The sequence below is a fragment of the Acinetobacter sp. AHP123 genome, from assembly GCF_023757925.1.
Lineage (GTDB): Bacteria > Pseudomonadota > Gammaproteobacteria > Pseudomonadales > Moraxellaceae > Acinetobacter > Acinetobacter oleivorans.
The window spans coordinates 3,316,505-3,336,381 of the sequence record NZ_CP092454.1; the positions used below are offsets into that span (position 1 = coordinate 3,316,505).

Consider the following 19,877-nt stretch of genomic DNA (forward strand, 5'->3'; position numbering starts at 1 on the left):
GCCAATAAAAAAAGCGCCGAGGCGCTTTTTTTATTGAATCAAATTATTATTTAATTTTCGCATGTGATTTTAAATATTGACTGTAATCTTCCAATATTTGTTGGCCACGTGACTGACGATAAAGTTGCTTTAACTGCTGTAACTGATCAGCAGGAATAGCATTAGCAGCAGATGAATTTACATTTGAAACTGCAACAACAACTAGCTCATTTGGTAAATTTGCAGTTGTAACAGACCACATACCTGGCTTAGGTGTAGCTGCACTAAATGCCGCGCGCTCAATTTCACGCTTTAATCCTTGTGAACGACTAAATACGCCAGCCGATTCAAATGCTACTTTATTTTTAGCAACTACTTGATCTGCTGGTTGAGTTTTAAATTCAGCTAGCATTGTAGCAATTTTAGCTTGAACAGCTTTACGCGCTTTTTCATCGATAACTTTTGCTTTTGCTTCATTCATCGCCTGCGCTAAAGGTTTTACACCAGCAGCATGATAATCACGTACTTTAACCCATACCGTATCACCATTCGCTAACTGAATATTAGATGATGCATTACGGTCACCATTTTTCACGTCATCATTAAACAATTTAATTTTAACATTTGGATCACTTAAATATGGATTTTGTGTAGCTAAAGTTACGCCATTTAATGATTCAACTTTTGTACCTTTTACTTCTTGTACAACAGCTTCTAAAGAGTCATTACCAACAATCGTTTCATTTAAACTGTTTACAGTATCTGAATAAACAGTCGCAACTTTATTCTTTTCAACCTCAGCAGTTAAACGCGCCTTTTCAGCTTCGAATGAAGGGATTTGATTAGCTTGAGTTTCTGCCTCAATAATATGATAACCATATTGAGTTTTTACTGGTTGAGAAATCTGTCCATTTTTCAAGCTCACTACAGTTTTATCAAATGCATCGGAAAAAACACCTGGTGCATATGCTTCAACTAAACCACCTTTTGCTTTCGAACTTGGATCTTCAGAGAACTGAGATGCAGCTTGTGCAAATGTCAGACCGCCTTGAATTTTCGCATATACTTCTTTAGCAAGTTTTTGAGCTGCGGCATCATCACGAGCATCTGTAGTAATTAAAATATGCTTCACAGTACGTTTAGCATCTTTTTTCTGAGTTTCAACAAACTTGCTATACGCTTGTTGAAGTTCAGCTTCAGTTGCAGGAGCTGGTTTAGCCATTAGTGATGGCGACACAACCACATAATCCACATCAACAGAAGATTGTTGTTTAAACTCATTTTGATGTTTGTTGTAATAATCTGTAGCTTCTTGATTAGAAGCAGTTAAACCAGTTTTATAACCATCTAATTTAATACTAGCCAAATGTAATGTACGTTGTTCAGTTTGCAAATTCGCAATTTGCATTAAATCAACTTTACTTACTAAAGAGTAATCAGAAAAAGTTGACGTTAGCATTTTTAAAGCATGATCTTGACGAAGACTAGCAATTAAGCCCTGACTTGTCATACCAATAGAACGTAAGTAATTTTCATAGAGTTTTTGCGAGAACTGTCCATTCTCTTGCAAACTAGGCTGTTGAGCTAACATTTGCTCAATTTGAGTATCACTAAGTGAGATACCTAATTTTTCAGCTTGTTGAATTAGTAAATTACGCGACACTAAAATATCGAGTGCCTTAGCCTGAATAACAGGCAAATTAAGTAAACTCTCATCGCCTTTAACAGCAGCTAAATATTGTTCTTTGTAAGACTGAGTTAAAGTTTCAAGGTCTTTTTTAGATATTTCTTGGCCATTTACTGTTTTTGCAACATCAGCCTTGTTTCCCCTATTAAAATATCCTTCAATACCTACAAGTGCTAAAGGGGTCAAAAACAAAATTAGAAGGACTTTGCCGAGCCAACCCTTAATGACTGTACGAAACGATTCCATAAGTATTCCAATATTTTATTTCGAGGAGAATTTTAACTGAAAAACCACAATCAATGAATGAGCAATATTGGTCAATTCAGATTTTTAATAAAAAACGCGCCTATATTGGCGCGTTTAATCATCTTAAAAGATTAAGCTACTGAATCTTTAAGACCTTTACCAGCTTTGAAGCTAGGTACTTTTGTTGCTTTAATTTGAAGCTCTTCACCAGTTTTAGGGTTACGACCAGTGCGTGCAGCACGTTCTTTAACACTGAAAGTACCAAAACCAACTAAAGTTACTGTGTCACCTTTTTTAAGTGCTTCAGTAATTGACGCAATTGTCGCATCGAGTGCCTTGCCTGCATCAGTCTTAGATACTCCCCCTTTTTCAGCAATTGCATCGATTAATTCTGATTTATTCATGAATAAAACATCCTCTTAATATCGTTTGTTTAAGGTCCAAGGCTATAGTTTAAAAGGCCATGACGCCTTTATAGCAATGCTTTGGGGGAAAACGCAATACTAGAGCAGGGCTTTTAGCGAAAATAAATGCTAAAAAACTGTTATATATTTGCTAAATCCCAACATTTTTTACTTTTTATTCAATTTTTCTTTCAATTGCTGGTTTTCTTCTATTAAAGCATCCACCTTAATATGAAGCTGTACCAAGAGCTGTTCAATGTGCTGTAAATCCTTCGGAGTGACCAATCCAATCCGGTTTAAAGAATGGTTCACACTGGTATCAAGAATTTTCTCTACTTTATCTTTTGTTTCAGATACAGATTCTTTTGCTTTTTCTGTGACTTTGCCTACAGTGTTATCTGCTAAGTCTCCAGTTTTTGACTCTAGTTCTTCACCAACTTTGACTAAGGAATCAAAGAGTTTGTTGCCCTCTTCTTCTGCGCGTGAAAAAGCTCCTAGTCCAGCTAACCAAATTTGCTTGGTATACTTTCTAAAATCCAAAGCTGATTTCCTTGAACCTCTTGATTTTAATTTATTTTTTTCTTCTAACTCTTCTGCTTGTGTCTCTATGTTTGCATTATCCATTAATCTAAACTCCTAATCAGATGAGAGAGATGATGACTGATTTGACCACAAAATATTTCTATAATATCAAAGTAAAGACTTGATCCATTTACAAAACTGTTCTACAAAGCAATTAAGTCATGTAAATATATTTAACACGACATTGTGTTAAGTTTGGGATAGGATGTCCCATTCTTCGGTTAACTGCTATTTGTAAGGATAAACTTTTATGAGTGAAACGCAACAAAGACAAAAACATCCCCGTCTGTTGCTGAATATCGTTCTAATTATTTTAGAAACTTTCTTTTCATTTATTCTCACCCACGATGGTGTTCTTCGCTTGCAAGCGAAAAAGTTTATCTCAAACAAAACGACTATTCGTATCAATAGCTATCTACCTTTTTTTGACTTTTATGTTCAATTTACAGAAAAGGGGTTGTTGTTCGATATCCATTCTTTTGACCGACGTATTGATCTTGAAATCAATAGTACTCTTATCGACTTAATCAAGATTTTCGCTTTTTCAAACCAGCGCAGTCTTAAAAATATGCGTATTGATGGTGATGAAGAAACTAAAAAAGAGTTATTAGACTTAATTTCACACCTTACTCTGCCTAAACTTTTAGCAGACTGGAAGCAATGGTTTAATACACCTGATGATGAAGCTGAAGCTCTTGCTTCACGCAAAAGAATTGCCCCATTGCTTGAAAAAATTGATCAACAACGATCAGAAATCAATTCACTTCATGTAGAAATTAAACAATATCAAAATCGAATTACTCGTTTACAGCAGCGTCAACGGAATATTAACTTCTCCTTTGGTATAATTAGCCTGATATTTATTGTTTATTTCATATATAATTTGTGGGTTGCTTAAATTATTTTTCCATTTTGTTCCTGCACTTGAATTAAAAATAAAAAAACTTGACTATTTTAGTCGGGATTCATAAAATCCTATTATCTAGTCTTAACATGTGTATCGAATCATGCGCCTTACAACTCGCGGTCGCTACGCAGTGACTGCTCTACTTGATTTAGCTTTGCAGCCAACTGAACAAACGATCACGCTCGCCGAAATTGCAGCTCGCCAATCCATTTCAGTTGCTTATTTAGAACAGTTATTCGCAAAACTTAAGCGTCATGGGTTAGTTTCTAGTGTTCGTGGTGCAAATGGTGGTTATCATTTGGCCCGAAATGCTGATGAAATTACTGTGTTAGAAATTATTGAAGCTGTAAATGAAACTGTTGATGCAACTCGTTGCGACCATAAAGGTAACTGCCAAAATGGTGCAATGTGTCTCACACACGATTTATGGCAAGAACTCTCTCATCATATTGCCGACTATTTAGCAAAAATCTCTCTTGCCGACCTCATTAGCCGAGACAACGTTCAAACTGTTGCATTACGCCAAAATGTGACTGGCATAGATTCAGCTCTTTTATCGGGTACAGGTATTTGATATGAAACGTCCAATTTATCTTGATTACGCAGCAACCACTCCAGTAGATCCGCAAGTTGCAGAACGTATGATGGAGTGTTTAACTTTCGACGGTACCTTTGGTAATGCTGCATCTCGTTCCCACGCTTATGGCTGGCAGGCAGAAGAGAAAGTTGAATATGCACGTGAGCAAGTTGCAAATTTAATTAAAGCTGATCCACGTGAAATCGTTTGGACTTCTGGTGCAACTGAATCAGATAACCTTGCTCTAAAAGGTGTAGCGCAATTTTATGCATCTAAAGGCAAGCATATCATTACAAGTAAAATTGAACACAAAGCTGTTCTAGATCCTTGTCGTGAATTAGAAGACCAAGGTTTTGAAATTACTTATTTAGAACCAGAACCACAAACTGGTTTAATTACTCCTGAAATGGTAAAAGCTGCCCTTCGTCCTGATACTGTTCTTGTTTCTCTTATGATGGTAAACAACGAAATCGGTACAGTTACAGATGTAGCAGCAATTGGTGAATTAACACGTGCCAATAAAACCTTCTTTCATGTAGATGCTGCTCAAGCTGCTGGTAAAGTTGAAATTGACCTATCTACTATGAAAATTGACCTAATGAGTTTCTCAGCTCATAAAATTTATGGTCCAAAAGGTATCGGTGCATTATATGTACGTCGTAGCCCACGTGTTCGTTTAAAAGCACAAATTCATGGCGGTGGTCATGAGCGTGGTATGCGTTCTGGTACTTTAGCGACTCATCAAATTGTAGGTATGGGTGAAGCTTTTGAAATTGCTGGCAAAAGAATGCAAGCAGAACAAGAGCGTATTCGCAAGCTTCGCGACAAGCTTTGGAATGGTTTACAAGATCTTGAACAAGTTTTCTTAAATGGCCATCCAACTCAAAACGTTGCTAACTATTTAAATGTCAGCTTTAACTTTGTTGAAGGTGAATCTTTAATGATGTCGCTCAAAGATGCTGCCGTATCAAGTGGTTCTGCTTGTACTTCTGCAACTTTAGAGCCTTCATACGTTCTTCGCGCATTAGGTTTATCTGATGAGCTAGCACACAGCTCTATCCGCTTCAGTTTTGGTAAATACACAACTGAAGAAGATATTGACCATGTGCTTACAATTACCAAAGCCGCTGTTGAGAAATTACGTGAACTTTCTCCGCTTTGGGATATGTACAAAGAAGGTATCGATCTTTCTACAGTTGAATGGGCTGAACACTAATTCATTGAAATCAGTGTTTTTACCCTCATATTAATATTAGGCTGACCCCGAGGTTTGGAGAAGCGAAATGGCTTATAGCGAAAAGGTAATTGATCATTACGAAAACCCTCGTAATGTTGGTGTTTTAGACAAAAACTCTGAAAATGTAGGTACAGGCATGGTGGGTGCACCAGCATGTGGCGACGTGATGCGTTTACAAATTCAAGTAAACGATAGCGGTGTGATTGAAGAAGCACGCTTTAAAACTTATGGCTGTGGTTCAGCAATTGCTTCTAGCTCACTTGTAACTGAGTGGTTAAAAGGTAAAACTCTTGATGAAGCTCAAGCAATCAAGAATATTGATATCGCAACTGAGCTTGCTCTTCCTCCAGTAAAAGTTCACTGCTCTGTACTAGCTGAAGATGCGATTAAAGCTGCGATTGAAGATTACCGCACTAAAAAATCAAAAGCTTAATTTGTTATTACTGTAAACGTTGGAGTTTTCATGATTCATTTAACTGAAAATGCTGCGACTCATATTAGCAATTACCTCAAAAACCGAGGTAAGGGTGAAGGCATTCGCGTGGGTGTGAAAACTTCTGGCTGTTCTGGGTTGGCTTACGTTCTTGAATTTGTTGACTCTGTCGATGAACATGACGAAGTTTTCGAACAATTTGGCGTTAAGGTATTTGTAGATCCAAAAAGTCATGTCTATTTAGAAGGCTTAGAAATGGACTACGTCAAAAATGGCCTTAATGAAGGGTTCGAATTTAACAACCCCAATAAAAAAGGCGAATGTGGTTGTGGTGAGTCTTTCACTGTATAACCCATCTCCTTCCATCTCTCATTAAAACAGTGTCTTTTTAGCACTGTTTTAATGTATTTAATTAACGTGGACCTCCTTTCTAATGAATCATTTTGAGTTGTTCAATTTACCCGTAGAACTCGATATCGATTTGGCGAGCTTAAAATCTAGTTTCTTGAATTTGCAGCAGCAATATCATCCAGATAAAGCAGAAGATAAAAATCAGGCATTGATCAAATCAAGTGAAATCAATCAAGCTTTTAAAACATTATCGCAAGTAGATAGCCGCGCAGCTTATCTTTTAGCATTAAAAAAGCAAGATCATCACCTTGATCAATCTATTAGCGATTTTGAGTTCTTACAATCAGCTTTGGAACTTCGTGAGCAACTGGATGAAGCAACCTCCCCAGAACATCTAAGCACTCTTAAACAAGAAGTGTTTCAATGGATAGAAAGTTTAGTTCGCGAATTTAAAATTGATTACTCAGATGAAGACTGGGGTGAAGCTCGCGATACTGTACGTAAATTACGGTTCTTTCAGCGCGTTCTTAATGATATTGAAAAAGCAGAAGATCAAATGTTGGATGACGAAGAAAACTTTGATTTAGACGACGATTTTTAATTTTGCTTTTTCCAATTTATATTCAAGGGATTTAACTCATGGCACTTTTGCAAATTGCTGAACCGGGTCAATCCAGTGCCCCTCACCAACACCGCATTGCGATTGGTATCGACCTAGGAACTACACACTCCTTAGTTGCGACAGTGTTATCAGGCAAGCCTAAAGTACTCAATGATGAAAAAGAAAGAAGACTCCTTCCTTCTATTGTGCACTATGGAAATGATGCAACTCACTATGGTGAAGAAGCAAAGCCTTTCCTTATTGCCGACCCGAAAAATACAATTGTTTCTGTAAAACGCTTTATGGGTCGTTCAAAAGCAGATATCAAATTTCAGCATCCGTATGAATTAATGGGTTCTGAAAATGAGATGCCAGCTTTTGAAACCCGTGCTGGTCGTAAAACCCCTGTTGAAATTTCTGCTGAAATTTTAAAACAATTAAAAGATCGTGCTGAAACTAGCCTACAAAATCCAGTAAATGGTGCAGTTATTACTGTTCCAGCCTATTTTGATGAAGCTCAGCGACAAGCAACTCGTGATGCAGCACAACTTGCTGGTTTGAATGTACTACGTTTATTAAATGAGCCAACCGCTGCTGCTGTGGCTTATGGTTTAGACCAAGAAACTAATTTAGCTACAGATCATAACTACGTAATTTATGATTTAGGTGGTGGTACTTTTGACGTATCAATCTTGCGTTTCTCACAAGGTGTCTTTGAAGTATTAGCTACAGGTGGCCACACTGCTCTAGGTGGTGATGATTTAGATCGTCTCATTGTTAAATGGGCTAAAAAGCAGTTAGATATTGATACTTTGAGCGATGAAGCCTATGCAGTATTTATTGTTGCTGCTCGTCAAGCTAAAGAACAATTATCTACTCAAGAATCAGTTCAATTAAAACTACTTGAAAATGTATTAACACTTGATCGTCCAACTTTTGAAAGTATTATTCAAGTTGCTTTAGATAAAACAATCAGTGTTTGTAAGCGTGTTTTGCGTGATGCAAAACTTGAATTATCAGATATTCAAAATGTTGTTTTAGTGGGTGGCTCTACCCGTTCGTATGCTGTTCAGCAAGCAGTTCGGAATGTATTTAATCAAGAACCACTTTGCACGATCAACCCTGATGAAGTGGTTGCAATTGGTGCTTCGATTACTGCCAACCAATTAATTGGAAACAGTCAAGACGGTTCATTACTTTTAGACGTGACTCCTCTTTCACTTGGTCTAGAAACCATGGGTGGATTAGTAGAGCGCCTTATTTCACGTAATACTGCTATTCCAGTTGCTCGTCGTCAAGAATTCACAACTTATCAAGATGGTCAAACTGCCATGCTTATTCATGTGGTTCAAGGTGAACGAGATTTGGTAGAACATTGTCGTTCATTAGGAAAATTTGTCCTTCACGGCATTCCACCAATGACTGCTGGTCAAGCACGTATTGAAGTTACCTTCCAGGTAGATGCAGATGGTCTACTCACTGTTTCAGCTCGTGAAACAACTTCGGGTGTACAGGCTCAAATTGATATTAAACCATCTTATGGCTTATCAGAATTTGATACTGAGCGCTTATTAATTGAAGGTTTCCAACACGCGGAAGAAGATAAAAATCTACGCCATTTAAAAGAAACCAAAGTTGAAGCCCAACGTGAACTTGAAGCATTAGAACAAGCTCTCAAAGTTGATGCTGATTTGCTTAATGATGAGCAGCTTGAAGCACTTAAAACTGCTGAAAATTTGCTAAAAGTTCAGCTTGAAGGCAATGATATTCAAGCAATTGAAAAAGCTGTAGAACAACTTAAAGTACATAGTGATGCTTTTGCCGCACTACGTATGAATCGACATATTGACCACGCCTTAAAAGGTACAAAACTTGAAGATTGGTCAAATTCAAACTAAAGGTATAGGTGATCAATATGCCCCGTATTAAAGTACTTCCTCATGCTCAGTTCTGTCCTGAAGGTGCAGAATTTGAAGTTGAACAAAATGCAAATCTTTGTCAAAGTTTGCTTGATCGAGGAATTAAAATTGAACACGCTTGTGACATGTCGTGTGCATGTACAACTTGTCACGTAGTCGTTCGCAAGGGTTTTGACAGCCTAGAAGAAATGGATGATGTTGAAGCAGATCTTTTAGATCGCGCTTGGGGTCTTGAACCAGATTCTCGTCTCTCTTGCCAAGTGAAGATTGTTGATGAAGATTTAGAAATTGAGATTCCTAAATATACAATCAATCACGCTTCCGAAAGTCATTAAAAATAAAAAAGCTGCTTTTAAAAGCAGCTTTTTTTTCTTCATGTTTTAAGCTTTAAACCTGATCTTGTTGATCAATTTCAATAGGCTTAACTTCATCTTCAAGTCTCAAATGTGCAATACCTTGAGTATTAATTAAAGTTTGTTGAACTTTAAGTCGTTGAATCATTTTCTCAAGCACTTCTACTAATTCAGGGTACTCATAGTTTTGTACTTCTTCTAAATTAAGGACTAAATGGAAGCCTTTATATTCATAGTCGAACCATTGCTGATGATCTGACTTATTCCCTGTGTATTTCTCCATTACTTGCCATGTCTTCACAGCCCCTTGAATACCTTTTAAGTAAATTGGGGTTTTTGGAGCACAAAGAAAATCACTTTTAATTAATTGATAAGTATCATCTGAAATTAAAATTTCATCAATTTCAGCAGCATATTGTAAACGAGCAGCTAAATTCACATCACGACCTACAATAGTATAAGCCATACGATGTGTTGCCCCATAATTCCCTACGTGGCAGTAACCAGTACTAATTCCCATGCGAATATGTAAGGCTGAGTAGCCCATTTTTTTCCAACGCTCACGCAGTAATTTCATTTGCTGACGCATAGTGATTGCCATTTCTACACAGGCTTTTGCATCTTGTTCTACCCCTTGAGAATTCGGATCACCAAAAAATATGAGGATGGCATCCCCCATAAATTTGTCAACAGTAGCTTCATACTGCTTGGCAATTTCCGTCATATGGCTTAGATAGTCATTAAGCAAAAATGCCAAATCATCAGGGATTAAAGTTTCTGATAACTCTGTAAAACCCTGAATATCCGAAAAAAATACAGTCATTTTTTTTCGTTTATATTCAATTTTTGCCTCCGCCTCACCGCGCATGATAGATTGCCACAACTGTAGTGGCGCATAACGGCTTAACTGATTAGCAAAAGCAATATAGCGGGTCATTTGATCATAATAATGTTGACGCTGCTGACTGATTTTTTTAACCCAACGATGTTGGTAGTAATTTCCAATGGTAATAAACATGACCAAACCCAAGAGTGTAATTACAGTTAACTCTTGGCTAGTAGGTTCAAAATATGTATAAAAACCAAAAAGGAAAAAAGTACTTAAATAAAAGACAATCGCGCCTAGCAGACTCGTCAAACAAATGACTGCGAAAGAAATACGACTATTAATTGCAGAATAAAATAATGCAAATACTGCAATAAATGTAGGGACTAAATTAAGATGCAGCCCTGCCAAGGTAACCGCTACAACAATTGCATCAATTGCAAAAAAGACACTTTTTTGAGTTTTCTTATCAAATTGGTATTGAAGCCAATGTTCTAACTTCGAACTGATAAAAAGTAAAAAGAGAAATAAAGGAGGAACGTAGATCTGATAATTTGTATTAGGTGAGGTAAAAGCATAGATCACTAAAATTAAGGACAGAATTGAATATCCCATCAAACGATGAAAATATGCAAACTGCTTAGGCTCTCTATCGATAAACCTCTCTAATTGCACCCTGTCCTCCACACCTCAATGTAGCCACATTCATATAAATGTGGCATTGCATTGATTTAATCCATGCGCCAATCAAAAGGCATATCACCTTGACCACGTAAAGCAAGCATAAGGGTTTGACGCATATGAGCCAGTACATCATTTGTATATGGAACTGCAGGTGTTCCCCAAACTGGCTTAGGCCATGCAACATCATTTTGATAACGTACAACATGATGGAAATGCAACTGAGGTACCATGTTACCTAGAGCTGCAACATTCATTTTATCAGCACGGAATACTCGAGCTAGCTGGCTAGATAACCAACTTGATTCACGTAAAAACTGTTCTTGATCAGCTTGGCTCAATTCATATAATTCTGTGATTCCCGGTACACGAGGGATTAAAATCAACCACGGGAATTGCATATCATTCATTAAACGACATGTTGAAAGCGGAAAATCGCCTACAAAAAAAGTATCTTGAGCAAGTTGTGGATGCAAACTAAACATATCTTTTATAAATGACAATAAACAATAATGGCTAATACTATCACATCAGTTTTGATGTGAGTATTGCTAGTGGCTGGTTTGATTACAAATAACAATGATTTTATGCACTTATTCCTCCTGTGATCCGAGAAATCGTGCATAAAATTCTGATATCAGCTTTTAAAAAATTTGTATGAGATTAAAATCACTTTGAAACACTATTTAAGCATGTAATTCATTTAATAATTTAGCTAATAAATCATTAATAAATTGAATGCGTTTTTCCTGTTCTTCTAACTGAACCATAACTTTTAAACGCTGTCCGCCTTCCATACGATAATAGGTCGGATGCTTCTGCATCAGCTGAATAATGCTAATCGCTTGAACAGGTGTATCAGGTGAGAATTCAATATTACCACCTTGAGTATTAATATCGATTTTTGTGATACCCAGCTGCTCTGCTTTCAAGCGAATCTGATGGACAGTAAACAAATGTTTAACCGATTGCGGCGGAACCCCAAAACGATCAATAAGTTCCATACGGATATTATCGAGTTTTTCTTGTGTATCTGTATTACTAATACGTTTATAGAACAATAAACGCTGATGCACATCCCCTAAATACTCATCTGGAATCAGTGCCGGAATATGTAAATTAATTTCCGCAGTCAGCGATAAAGGCGCATCAAAATTCGGTGTTTTTCCTTGCTGGATCGCCTTAGTGGCTTTTTCAAGCATTTCCATATACAAACTATATCCAATTGCCTGCATTGAACCGCTTTGTTGTTCACCTAAAAGCTCACCAGCACCACGAATTTCTAAATCCTCTGTAGCTAACATAAAGCCAGCACCGAGAGTAGAGGCACGTTGGATTGCATCCAAACGTTTTTCTGCATCACCCTTCAAGTGCTTTATAGAAGGAACTAACAAATAAGCATACGCTTGGTGATGTGAACGCCCTACACGTCCACGTAATTGATGTAATTGAGCCAAACCGAGTTTGTCAGCCCTTTCTATCAAAATTGTATTGGCATTTGGAACATCAATTCCAGTTTCAATAATGGTTGAGCATACCAATACATTAAACTCTTTGTGATAGAACTGCTGCATCACTTGTTCGAGCTCTCTTTCTCTCATTTGCCCATGTGCAACGGCCACACGAGCTTCCGGTACAAGAACACGGATGTTTTCAGCAGCTCTTTCAATCGTATCGACTTCATTGTGTAAGAAATATACTTGGCCACCACGTAGTAACTCACGCAAAATCGCCTCTTTCACAGAGGCTTCTGTATGCTCTTGCACAAAGGTTTTAACAGCTAAACGACGGGCTGGCGGTGTAGCAATGATAGATAGATCACGCATTCCCGAAAAAGCCATATTTAAAGTTCGCGGGATTGGTGTTGCTGTAAGCGTCAACATGTCTACATCTGCTCGTAACGCTTTGATACGCTCTTTATCACGTACACCAAATCGATGTTCTTCATCGACAACCATTAGGCCCAAATCTTTAAATTGCACATTTTCTTGTAAAAGTTTATGTGTTCCCACCACAATATCGACCTTACCAGCAATTAAATCTTCAATATTTTTTGTATGGGTTTTACTTGAGCCAAAGCGTGATAGCACTTCTATACGCACAGGCCAATCAGCAAAACGATCTTTAAAAGACTCATAATGTTGTTGTGCAAGTAAAGTCGTAGGTACTAAAACAGCAACCTGCTTGCCATTTTGTACAGCAACAAACGCGGCTCGCATTGCCACTTCAGTTTTACCAAAACCAACATCACCACAAACAAGTCGATCCATAGGTCTAGCTTGCTGCATATCGTGAAGCGTCGCTTCAATAGCATTCGCCTGATCGAGTGTTTCTTCGTAGGCAAATCCACTGGTAAATTGCATATAAAGCGATTGATCGAGTTCGAAACCAAAACCAGGTTTTGACTGACGACGTGCTTGTATATGTAATAATTCGGCTGCAACATCATGAATTTGCTCTAAAGCTTTGCGTTTAGCTTTACTCCATGCATCACTACCAATTTTATGAAGTGGCGCTAAATCTGGATCTCCACCACTATAGCGACTGATCAGATGTAAATTAGTCACAGGAACATAAACTTTTGCCCCTTCAGCATAATTGAGTTGCAAGAATTCATAATCTTGCCCTTCAATTGCTAAAGTAACTAATCCTGCATAACGTCCCACACCATGATCAATATGAACAACTGGGGCATCAATACTGAGTTCAGTCAAACTGCGAATTAAAAACTCTTCTGAAACTTCTTGCTGACGTTTACGACGACGCTGAACTACCCGATGTTCATATAACTGATTTTCTGAAATAACAGTTAATTGGTCTGTTAAAAGTAAGCCACGGTCGAGCGGTGCATTTGTAATAGCAATCGCAAACTGACTCGTTTGAAATTGTTCAAAACTGTCTACACTAGGGATATCTCCCAGACTAGCACGTAAACCATCTCTTAAGCTTTCACGTCGGCCTGCACTTTCTGCAACCAATAAAACGGGATGATTTGCTTCATCAATATATTTTTTAACGACGGTAAACGGTTTTTCCTTTTTCGGATCGACTGCTAATTTTGGCGGCTGTTCTGCCTTAAGATTTAATGCGCCAGCTTTTTCTTCAACCAATTCGGCACTTACAAGCATACGAGGAAACTGGTTTAAAGCACTGAGCAAATGGTTTGGAGCAATAAATAGTTCTTCAGGAGGAAGAATTGGCTGATCTACATTATGACGTCTGTCTTCGTAGCGACGGAAAACTTCTTTCCAAAAATTAGTTAAATCGGTATCCAAATCAGTAGTTGTAATTACAATGCAATTCTTTGGTAAGTACGTTGTAAGTGTGCTTTGCGATTGCATTTGTGCTTTATCAAAAAATAATGGTAAATAAAATTCAATTCCTGGTGAAGCAATTCCCTCTAAGACATCTTGATAAATCGGGTTTTTCTTAGGATTAGCAGTAGGAAAAAGTTCAGAATATCGATCTCTAAAAATTGAGCGAGCTTCTTTTAACGGGAATTCTTTTGCAGGTAAAACTGTAAAACTTTTTAAAGCTGTAGTCGTTCTTTGAGTTTCTGGATCAAAGAATTTTAACGTATCAATTTCATCATCAAACAGATCAATACGGATAGGTGCTTCTTGTCCTGACGCAAAAATATCCATAATACTGCCACGGACAGCAAACTCACCGTGGTCATAAACAGTATCTACCAAATGATAACCGGCTTGTACCAAACGTAATTTCTGTTGCTCTAAATCAAATTTTTGACCTACACGAATATCAAAATGCTCACCTAAAACCCATGAATATGGTGCAACTCTTTGGGCTAAAGTGCTTGCTGAAAGGAGCAATACACCCTTCTGAGGCATATTAGATAAAATTGCGAGGCGTTCTGAGACAATATCTTGATGAGGTGACAAACGATCATACGGTAAGATTTCCCAATCAGGAAAAATTGTTGGTTTTATGCCATAAAATTCAAGTTCACTTTCTAATTGAGCTACATGCTGGTTATTTCTTGCAACCACAACAAGTAAAGACGAATGCTGAACAGCAATTTCCTTAAATAGTAATGCAGCAGATGAACCTAATAACGACCCCACCCAACGCTTTTCACCGGCCTTGAGCTGTTGTAAATTCAATTGAGAGATTTCTTGTTGAAACATGTATATGGCTTTTATCAGCTAAGAAGATATAGGCCTAATAGTAGCATGATGTTTTTAGTGAATTGAGTTATTTTTTTGAAAATCAAACTACTAGTTAACCCTACTTTTTATATTTTTTAATCAATTAACTATGATTATTTATCACGCAAAAACAAAACGTAATATTGATTTAATATTTGTATAATCGCTTTAAGCTGAAGTAGCTTTTCTTGTGTATTTCCTAATCTTTCTACATAACGTTGGGTTGCGATTTCCAGATCAATTTTTTCATTAATTTGTGGAGTAATGAGGAACAACTTCTGAAGATTATCAAAATTTTGTAATTTGCGGTTTGAGAAATACTCAAGATGTTCCGACCATTTCTCATTGATTACTACATCGTTAATGATAGGTCTTCGTTCAGAATCAAATTTTAATTGATTCTCTTGTAAGTAAAGTTGTTCTGGCGTTTCTTTTGAGCCTTGAAAAAGCTGAGTTATCTTCTTAAACATTTCATCACATCATATTAATTTTAAATTTATGTCATGGAAGCAATCTAACTACTTCCATGACTTAATCCTTCTAATTTAACGACTATTCATCGCCTAAATCATCGAGAAAATCGACAGTTGGTACAAAAAACAAGGTACCAGTCTGAGCAGTACTAAAGTCAAGCAACCGATCAAGATTACCATCCTCATTACCTAAAAACATGTTTTCAAGCATTTGTCGGGTTGTACTAAATTTACGCGAGTAACCAATAAAGAATGTGCCATATTCATTTCTAGAAGGATTTGAAAAAGGCATATTAGCTCGCATAATTTTAAGCTCATTGCCTTCTGCATCATGAGCTTTACTTACAACATTATGAGCAGTTAAAGGCTTTTCATCATCACCGAGTTCAACATCATTGAACTTTTTGCGCCCAATGACTTTTTCTTGCTCTTCATCGGTTAATGAACGCCATTTTTCCATGTCATGTGTATATTTTTGAATAAAAGCATAGCTTCCCCCGACAAAATCAGGATCTTCATTACCTACTAATGCCCACTGCGCTGCAATAACGGGTTCTGGGTTTTCAGTCCCATCAACAAAGCCAATAATTGCACGTCCGTCAAAATAACGAAAACCATGAACTTCATCAATTGGATACGTTACTTTACCAAGCTGTTGATTAATTATATTGCCCAGCTCGTAACATAAAGCCTGACGATCGGCACGAATATGAAAAAATAAATCACCTGGAGTTGAGACAGCCGTATATTTCGGGCCTCTAATTTCTTGAAATGGTTGTAACTCTTGAGGCTTCGCTTGCTCTGGGAATAAAATATCCCATGCATTTGAACTAAAACCCAACGTCGCATTAAATTTACTTTCTGGGTAACGATTAGACAGACTTCTGGTTAGCGCTGAAAAATTAGCCGCAAAATCTTTTACTTTTTCTATTACAGAATCACCTTGAGCCAGTCCCAATACAATAAATAATGCATTTTCACCAGGAGCGCTCGTTACAGGCTGAATTCTCATACATTCCATAAAATATGCCTTATTTAGGTATTTATCTTTATTAATTTAGCATATTCATATTCTTTTCATACATACTCTTATAAAATCAGATCTTTCTCAGAGCCTAAGTAAATTGTATTAAACTCCGAGACGTTATCTTAATTAATCAACGAGCATATTGTTTCTCTAAATATTTTACGATTTGAGCAGACTCAAACATCTTCACTCCAGTATTTGGATCTACCAAATAAGGGACCTGCATTTTACCTTGCATGACAGGCAATATTTTTTCTCTTTTTCCACCTTTTAAAGGTACATATTTACCCGGTTTTAAACGAAGAATAGCTGGACCCTGATCTTGCCATCTTTCTTTTGCCACATTATGCAAAATATATGGAAGCTCAAGTTCACAGAGCAAACCTCTTACGACTCTTGAATAAGGACTTGCCTCAAAACTCCATAACTCAAGTTTTTGCTCAGGCGCAGCTCTATCAACAATTTTTTTATTTATCCAAACTCCACGAGCACCATTTAATATGGTCCCTGCAAATGCCACATACGGCATGTTCGGGTAACTCGAAAATTTCTGAGGTGTCTTTCCAGTCTTACCGTAGTGTTTAAATAAATGATGAATAATATCTTGTGATTCATATAGCTCATCACCAGTATTTTCATCAATTAAAAAAGGAAATTGTAATTTCCCGCCTTTTTCTTTTACAACTGAACGATACTTTGTTCCGCCTTTAGGACATGGATAAATTTCGACATCCAGATTCAAAAGTGTAATCACTTCACGAACGCGGCGGCAAAATGGTGAACCTTCAAATTCATATAGTTTCAAAGCTTTTACAGGTTGCTGAGGAAAAGCAGTGCCTGTTACGCCCCTACCGCCTTCAGCAATTGCAGATACAACTGCTTGAAGTACTTTAATTTGATGAATCACCATCATGCGTTCCTTTATATTAGAGAATTAGACTAATTTTTCTTTTGCAATCACAATTCCATTATTATCAGCATAGATAAAATCACCTGATTGAATTGTGACACCACCAAAATACAAATTAATATCTACTTCACCAATGCCTTTACGATTACTTTTTTGCGGAATTGCAGCCAATGCATGTACGCCTAAATCCAAAGTTGCAAGCGCATCTACATCTCGTACACAACCGTAAATCACGACACCATTCCAGTTATTTTTAACTGCTGACTCAGCAATCAAATCACCCATGAGTGCACAGCGCATAGATGCACCGCCATCTACCACTAATACTTTATCTGTACCATCTGTTGCCAATAACTCTTTTACACGTGAGTTATCTTCAAAGCACTTTACTGTTACAACCTGACCCCCAAAAGTTTTACGTGCACCATAGCTTTGAAAGAACTTTCCATCCATTGAAGGAATTACAACCTGTAATTCTTTTTCAGGGTTATCATCTAATAAATCACATGTTACAAATGGCACTGTCGACACTTTTATTCTCCCTTATCGAGTTTTCTGTATGCTCAGATTATCATATCGTTTAAAGGCTTCAATTTGCGTTAGCGCCGCTACGACCATCGTATGAGCCAATTGCTCCGCAGTTACAGGTTTATATTTGAATGGTTTTTGTAATTTATTCTCAATAAACTTAAATAGACTTTGCCCTAAATCTTCAATAAATCGTACGTCACTGCGTTTACCAATAAGTAAAGATGGTCTAAAGATAGACAATTTCTCGAGTTGTAGACTTTCAATATAATCTTCTAGTTGTCCTTTCACTTTATTATAAAAAAACGGTGAATTGGCATTTGCACCAAGTGCACTCACTAACAATAAATGAATATGTTTATCTTGTACCAAATCTGCCAAATGAGCATTGATTTCATAATCAACAGCGTAAAAGGCCTGTTTTGAGCCTGCATTTTTTAATGTTGTTCCCAAACAGCTAAATGCATGAGTATGACCGTTCACATCTTCATCATTCAACATTAAGAAATCTTCTATAACCAGCTGATTAACTTTTTTATATGTATTAAGTAGTTGTGATTCTTTTCTTACCACAACAGTAATCACTTCAAATTCTGGTGTTTGCTCAAGCTGTTCGACAAGAGCTAAACCCACAAGTCCTGTAGCACCTATCAAAATTGCTTTTTTCGTACTTATAGTCATTTTTTATCCAACCCTCTTTAAGTTTGTATCAAATTTAACCTTTTCTTACGGTTTTAGCAGCCCCTAAAACCGCTTAAAATGCTCTCAAGGCTTGACTTCACGGTGTCTATTCATCACAATATGGCACTTGTTTACGGGCTGGTGATGGTTGCACCAGTTTACTGGATTGACCACAGCCCGCCCAGACCAACTTATTTTCAAGGAGTGCAAGAGTGGCAAACTCTGCTCAAGCTAAAAAACGTGCGCGTCAAAACGTTACTGCACGTAAACACAACGCAAGCTTGCGTTCTATGGTTCGTACATACATCAAACGTACTTTAAGTGCAATTGCTGGTGGTGATCATGCTGTTGCTACAGAAGCTTACAAAAAAGCTGTTCCTGTAATCGACCGTATGGCTGATAAAGGCATCATCCACAAAAATAAAGCTGCTCGTCATAAGAGCCGTTTAAATGCTCAAGTTAAAGCGTTAGCTAACTAATTGAAGCATGTAAAAAAAGCCCAATAGGGCTTTTTTTATTACCTATCGTTTTTGAGCTTATAACCCTGTGTTAAATTTGGCTACATTCAGCTCATAGGCCTTACCTCTCCAAATCCATTTTAATTTGCAATTTGGAAACTCTTCACCTTCAAACCATACAAATAAGCCTTCCATCATTTCAGGCCAATCTTCTTTCTTAATTTTATTTTCACCAGAAATTACCGCAACAATCGCAGCAATAATAGTGTCATGGCTGACAGCTAAACTAAGTCCACCTTGAGTTTTGGGATGAGTACGGTAAATAAGCTCTAGCACGTCTAGAACACCAGTAATGGGGTGTTTCATGCCAGGTAATGCATTATTAACAAAACTATTAATAAAACCCAAAGCGCCTTGTTTTTTAAAATAAGGAGCAGCTTGCTGTATATCTAGTACAAAGCTACCGGGTTCAACCAATAGTCCTTGCTCAATAATTTCAATAGTATGCGTATTAGATTCGGGACTTACATCATCAGCCCCTTCAATCATGAGCGCAGCCGTATCGACACAACGTTGTATTGGACTTGAAATACAATGCTGGATAACACGATCTGTATTTTTAATTAAATAATTACCCCATGCCTGCGCAAGCTCACGCCCTTGAGGAGTAAGTTGGAGGTCATATCCTGCTAAACCCTGCCCATCCACAAGTTCTCTTAGAGAATGGCGCGTAAATAAGGTCACGGGAGTTGAAGCATCGGGCAATAAATCAATTGCTTCAAACATACTTTTAGGCAATAAATCGAGTGCCATTGTTATCTTGTCATCTTTTTTCAATACTTTGCCAC

The 19,877-nt window shown here is 37.3% G+C and carries 21 protein-coding genes; 9 read left to right on the plus strand and 12 right to left on the minus strand.

Annotation, left to right across the window (positions count from 1 at the left end; translation table 11 throughout):
* Positions 1-46: 46 nt before the first annotated feature.
* The 3 genes from MJX77_RS15750 to MJX77_RS15760 all read right to left on the minus strand — a co-directional run bounded on the left by MJX77_RS15750 (position 47) and on the right by MJX77_RS15760 (position 2,940).
* The gene (locus tag MJX77_RS15750) at positions 47-1,912 is read right to left on the minus strand and encodes a SurA N-terminal domain-containing protein (RefSeq protein ID WP_107880057.1); all 1,866 of its coding nucleotides are present in this window, start codon (positions 1,910-1,912) and stop codon (positions 47-49) included.
* A gap of 131 nt (positions 1,913-2,043) precedes the next feature.
* A complete protein-coding gene (gene hbs, locus MJX77_RS15755; protein ID WP_001043034.1) occupies positions 2,044-2,316 on the minus strand; it encodes a non-specific DNA-binding protein Hbs in 273 nt (90 codons plus the stop codon).
* A 168-nt stretch (positions 2,317-2,484) separates the two neighbouring features.
* Positions 2,485-2,940, minus strand: coding sequence for a phasin family protein (locus MJX77_RS15760; protein WP_252059609.1), 456 nt, complete (start codon positions 2,938-2,940; stop codon positions 2,485-2,487).
* A gap of 208 nt (positions 2,941-3,148) precedes the next feature.
* Here MJX77_RS15760 and MJX77_RS15765 point away from each other — a divergent pair, with 208 nt between their 5' ends.
* From MJX77_RS15765 to fdx, 8 genes are all read left to right on the plus strand, one after another.
* Positions 3,149-3,796: a hypothetical protein gene (locus tag MJX77_RS15765; RefSeq protein WP_013198050.1), complete on the plus strand. Its 648-nt coding sequence runs from the start codon at positions 3,149-3,151 to the stop codon at positions 3,794-3,796.
* 109 nt (positions 3,797-3,905) lie between these two features.
* Positions 3,906-4,379 (plus strand): Rrf2 family transcriptional regulator, encoded by a 474-nt coding sequence (locus tag MJX77_RS15770; protein WP_004792640.1) that lies wholly within the window; start codon positions 3,906-3,908, stop codon positions 4,377-4,379.
* 1 nt (position 4,380) lies between these two features.
* The gene (locus MJX77_RS15775) at positions 4,381-5,598 is read left to right on the plus strand and encodes an IscS subfamily cysteine desulfurase (protein ID WP_005304823.1); all 1,218 of its coding nucleotides are present in this window, start codon (positions 4,381-4,383) and stop codon (positions 5,596-5,598) included.
* A 67-nt stretch (positions 5,599-5,665) separates the two neighbouring features.
* Positions 5,666-6,052, plus strand: a complete 387-nt coding sequence (gene iscU, locus MJX77_RS15780; RefSeq protein ID WP_004792646.1) for a Fe-S cluster assembly scaffold IscU — start codon at positions 5,666-5,668, stop codon at positions 6,050-6,052.
* Between the two features lie 30 nt (positions 6,053-6,082).
* Positions 6,083-6,403 carry an iron-sulfur cluster assembly protein IscA gene (gene iscA / locus MJX77_RS15785; protein WP_004792648.1) on the plus strand — a complete coding sequence of 107 codons (321 nt, stop codon included), beginning with the start codon at positions 6,083-6,085 and terminating at the stop codon, positions 6,401-6,403.
* An 82-nt stretch (positions 6,404-6,485) separates the two neighbouring features.
* Positions 6,486-7,004, plus strand: a complete 519-nt coding sequence (hscB, locus tag MJX77_RS15790; RefSeq protein ID WP_252059610.1) for a Fe-S protein assembly co-chaperone HscB — start codon at positions 6,486-6,488, stop codon at positions 7,002-7,004.
* Positions 7,005-7,042: 38 nt separating this feature from the next.
* Positions 7,043-8,902, plus strand: a complete 1,860-nt coding sequence (gene hscA / locus MJX77_RS15795) for a Fe-S protein assembly chaperone HscA (protein WP_252059611.1) — start codon at positions 7,043-7,045, stop codon at positions 8,900-8,902.
* Positions 8,903-8,919: 17 nt separating this feature from the next.
* Entirely contained in the window at positions 8,920-9,258 is a 339-nt protein-coding gene (gene fdx / locus MJX77_RS15800) for an ISC system 2Fe-2S type ferredoxin (protein ID WP_004792653.1), read from the plus strand.
* Between the two features lie 52 nt (positions 9,259-9,310).
* Here the strand turns inward: fdx and MJX77_RS15805 are convergent, their stop codons facing one another.
* From MJX77_RS15805 to MJX77_RS15840, 8 genes are all read right to left on the minus strand, one after another.
* Entirely contained in the window at positions 9,311-10,777 is a 1,467-nt protein-coding gene (locus tag MJX77_RS15805; RefSeq protein WP_252059612.1) for an adenylate/guanylate cyclase domain-containing protein, read from the minus strand.
* Positions 10,778-10,833: 56 nt separating this feature from the next.
* Entirely contained in the window at positions 10,834-11,268 is a 435-nt protein-coding gene (locus MJX77_RS15810; RefSeq protein ID WP_004792657.1) for an HIT domain-containing protein, read from the minus strand.
* A 201-nt stretch (positions 11,269-11,469) separates the two neighbouring features.
* Positions 11,470-14,931: a transcription-repair coupling factor gene (mfd, locus tag MJX77_RS15815; protein WP_252059613.1), complete on the minus strand. Its 3,462-nt coding sequence runs from the start codon at positions 14,929-14,931 to the stop codon at positions 11,470-11,472.
* 134 nt (positions 14,932-15,065) lie between these two features.
* A complete protein-coding gene (locus MJX77_RS15820) occupies positions 15,066-15,422 on the minus strand; it encodes a hypothetical protein (RefSeq protein ID WP_252059614.1) in 357 nt (118 codons plus the stop codon).
* 82 nt (positions 15,423-15,504) lie between these two features.
* Positions 15,505-16,437: a Dyp-type peroxidase gene (locus MJX77_RS15825; protein WP_252059615.1), complete on the minus strand. Its 933-nt coding sequence runs from the start codon at positions 16,435-16,437 to the stop codon at positions 15,505-15,507.
* Between the two features lie 145 nt (positions 16,438-16,582).
* On the minus strand, positions 16,583-17,365 hold the full coding sequence (locus tag MJX77_RS15830) for a glutathione S-transferase N-terminal domain-containing protein (RefSeq protein ID WP_252059616.1): 783 nt from the start codon (positions 17,363-17,365) through the stop codon (positions 16,583-16,585).
* A 21-nt stretch (positions 17,366-17,386) separates the two neighbouring features.
* Positions 17,387-17,893: a ribonuclease E activity regulator RraA gene (gene rraA / locus MJX77_RS15835; RefSeq protein WP_252059617.1), complete on the minus strand. Its 507-nt coding sequence runs from the start codon at positions 17,891-17,893 to the stop codon at positions 17,387-17,389.
* Between the two features lie 12 nt (positions 17,894-17,905).
* A complete protein-coding gene (locus tag MJX77_RS15840; RefSeq protein ID WP_252059618.1) occupies positions 17,906-18,571 on the minus strand; it encodes an NAD(P)H-binding protein in 666 nt (221 codons plus the stop codon).
* Positions 18,572-18,783: 212 nt separating this feature from the next.
* Here MJX77_RS15840 and rpsT point away from each other — a divergent pair, with 212 nt between their 5' ends.
* A complete protein-coding gene (gene rpsT / locus MJX77_RS15845) occupies positions 18,784-19,050 on the plus strand; it encodes a 30S ribosomal protein S20 (RefSeq protein WP_004792670.1) in 267 nt (88 codons plus the stop codon).
* Between the two features lie 57 nt (positions 19,051-19,107).
* Here the strand turns inward: rpsT and MJX77_RS15850 are convergent, their stop codons facing one another.
* Complete coding sequence (locus MJX77_RS15850; protein ID WP_004792672.1) at positions 19,108-19,842, minus strand: histidine phosphatase family protein; 735 nt, start codon at positions 19,840-19,842, stop codon at positions 19,108-19,110.
* Positions 19,843-19,877: the final 35 nt, after the last annotated feature.

Excerpts from the sequence above, each read along its gene's own strand:
- MJX77_RS15750 (WP_107880057.1), bottom strand. The coding sequence starts at position 1,912 with ATGGAATCGTTTCGTACAGTCATTAAGGGTTGGCTCGGCAAAGTCCTT.
- iscU (WP_004792646.1), top strand. The coding sequence starts at position 5,666 with ATGGCTTATAGCGAAAAGGTAATTGATCATTACGAAAACCCTCGTAAT.
- MJX77_RS15830 (WP_252059616.1), bottom strand. The coding sequence starts at position 17,365 with ATGATGGTGATTCATCAAATTAAAGTACTTCAAGCAGTTGTATCTGCA.
- MJX77_RS15850 (WP_004792672.1), bottom strand. The coding sequence starts at position 19,842 with ATGGCACTCGATTTATTGCCTAAAAGTATGTTTGAAGCAATTGATTTA.
- MJX77_RS15775 (WP_005304823.1), top strand. The coding sequence starts at position 4,381 with ATGAAACGTCCAATTTATCTTGATTACGCAGCAACCACTCCAGTAGAT.
- mfd (WP_252059613.1), bottom strand. The coding sequence starts at position 14,931 with ATGTTTCAACAAGAAATCTCTCAATTGAATTTACAACAGCTCAAGGCC.
- MJX77_RS15770 (WP_004792640.1), top strand. The coding sequence starts at position 3,906 with ATGCGCCTTACAACTCGCGGTCGCTACGCAGTGACTGCTCTACTTGAT.
- MJX77_RS15820 (WP_252059614.1), bottom strand. The coding sequence starts at position 15,422 with ATGTTTAAGAAGATAACTCAGCTTTTTCAAGGCTCAAAAGAAACGCCA.
- hscB (WP_252059610.1), top strand. The coding sequence starts at position 6,486 with ATGAATCATTTTGAGTTGTTCAATTTACCCGTAGAACTCGATATCGAT.
- MJX77_RS15825 (WP_252059615.1), bottom strand. The coding sequence starts at position 16,437 with ATGAGAATTCAGCCTGTAACGAGCGCTCCTGGTGAAAATGCATTATTT.
- fdx (WP_004792653.1), top strand. The coding sequence starts at position 8,920 with ATGCCCCGTATTAAAGTACTTCCTCATGCTCAGTTCTGTCCTGAAGGT.
- hbs (WP_001043034.1), bottom strand. The coding sequence starts at position 2,316 with ATGAATAAATCAGAATTAATCGATGCAATTGCTGAAAAAGGGGGAGTA.
- MJX77_RS15810 (WP_004792657.1), bottom strand. The coding sequence starts at position 11,268 with ATGTTTAGTTTGCATCCACAACTTGCTCAAGATACTTTTTTTGTAGGC.
- MJX77_RS15760 (WP_252059609.1), bottom strand. The coding sequence starts at position 2,940 with ATGGATAATGCAAACATAGAGACACAAGCAGAAGAGTTAGAAGAAAAA.
- MJX77_RS15840 (WP_252059618.1), bottom strand. The coding sequence starts at position 18,571 with ATGACTATAAGTACGAAAAAAGCAATTTTGATAGGTGCTACAGGACTT.
- iscA (WP_004792648.1), top strand. The coding sequence starts at position 6,083 with ATGATTCATTTAACTGAAAATGCTGCGACTCATATTAGCAATTACCTC.
- hscA (WP_252059611.1), top strand. The coding sequence starts at position 7,043 with ATGGCACTTTTGCAAATTGCTGAACCGGGTCAATCCAGTGCCCCTCAC.
- MJX77_RS15765 (WP_013198050.1), top strand. The coding sequence starts at position 3,149 with ATGAGTGAAACGCAACAAAGACAAAAACATCCCCGTCTGTTGCTGAAT.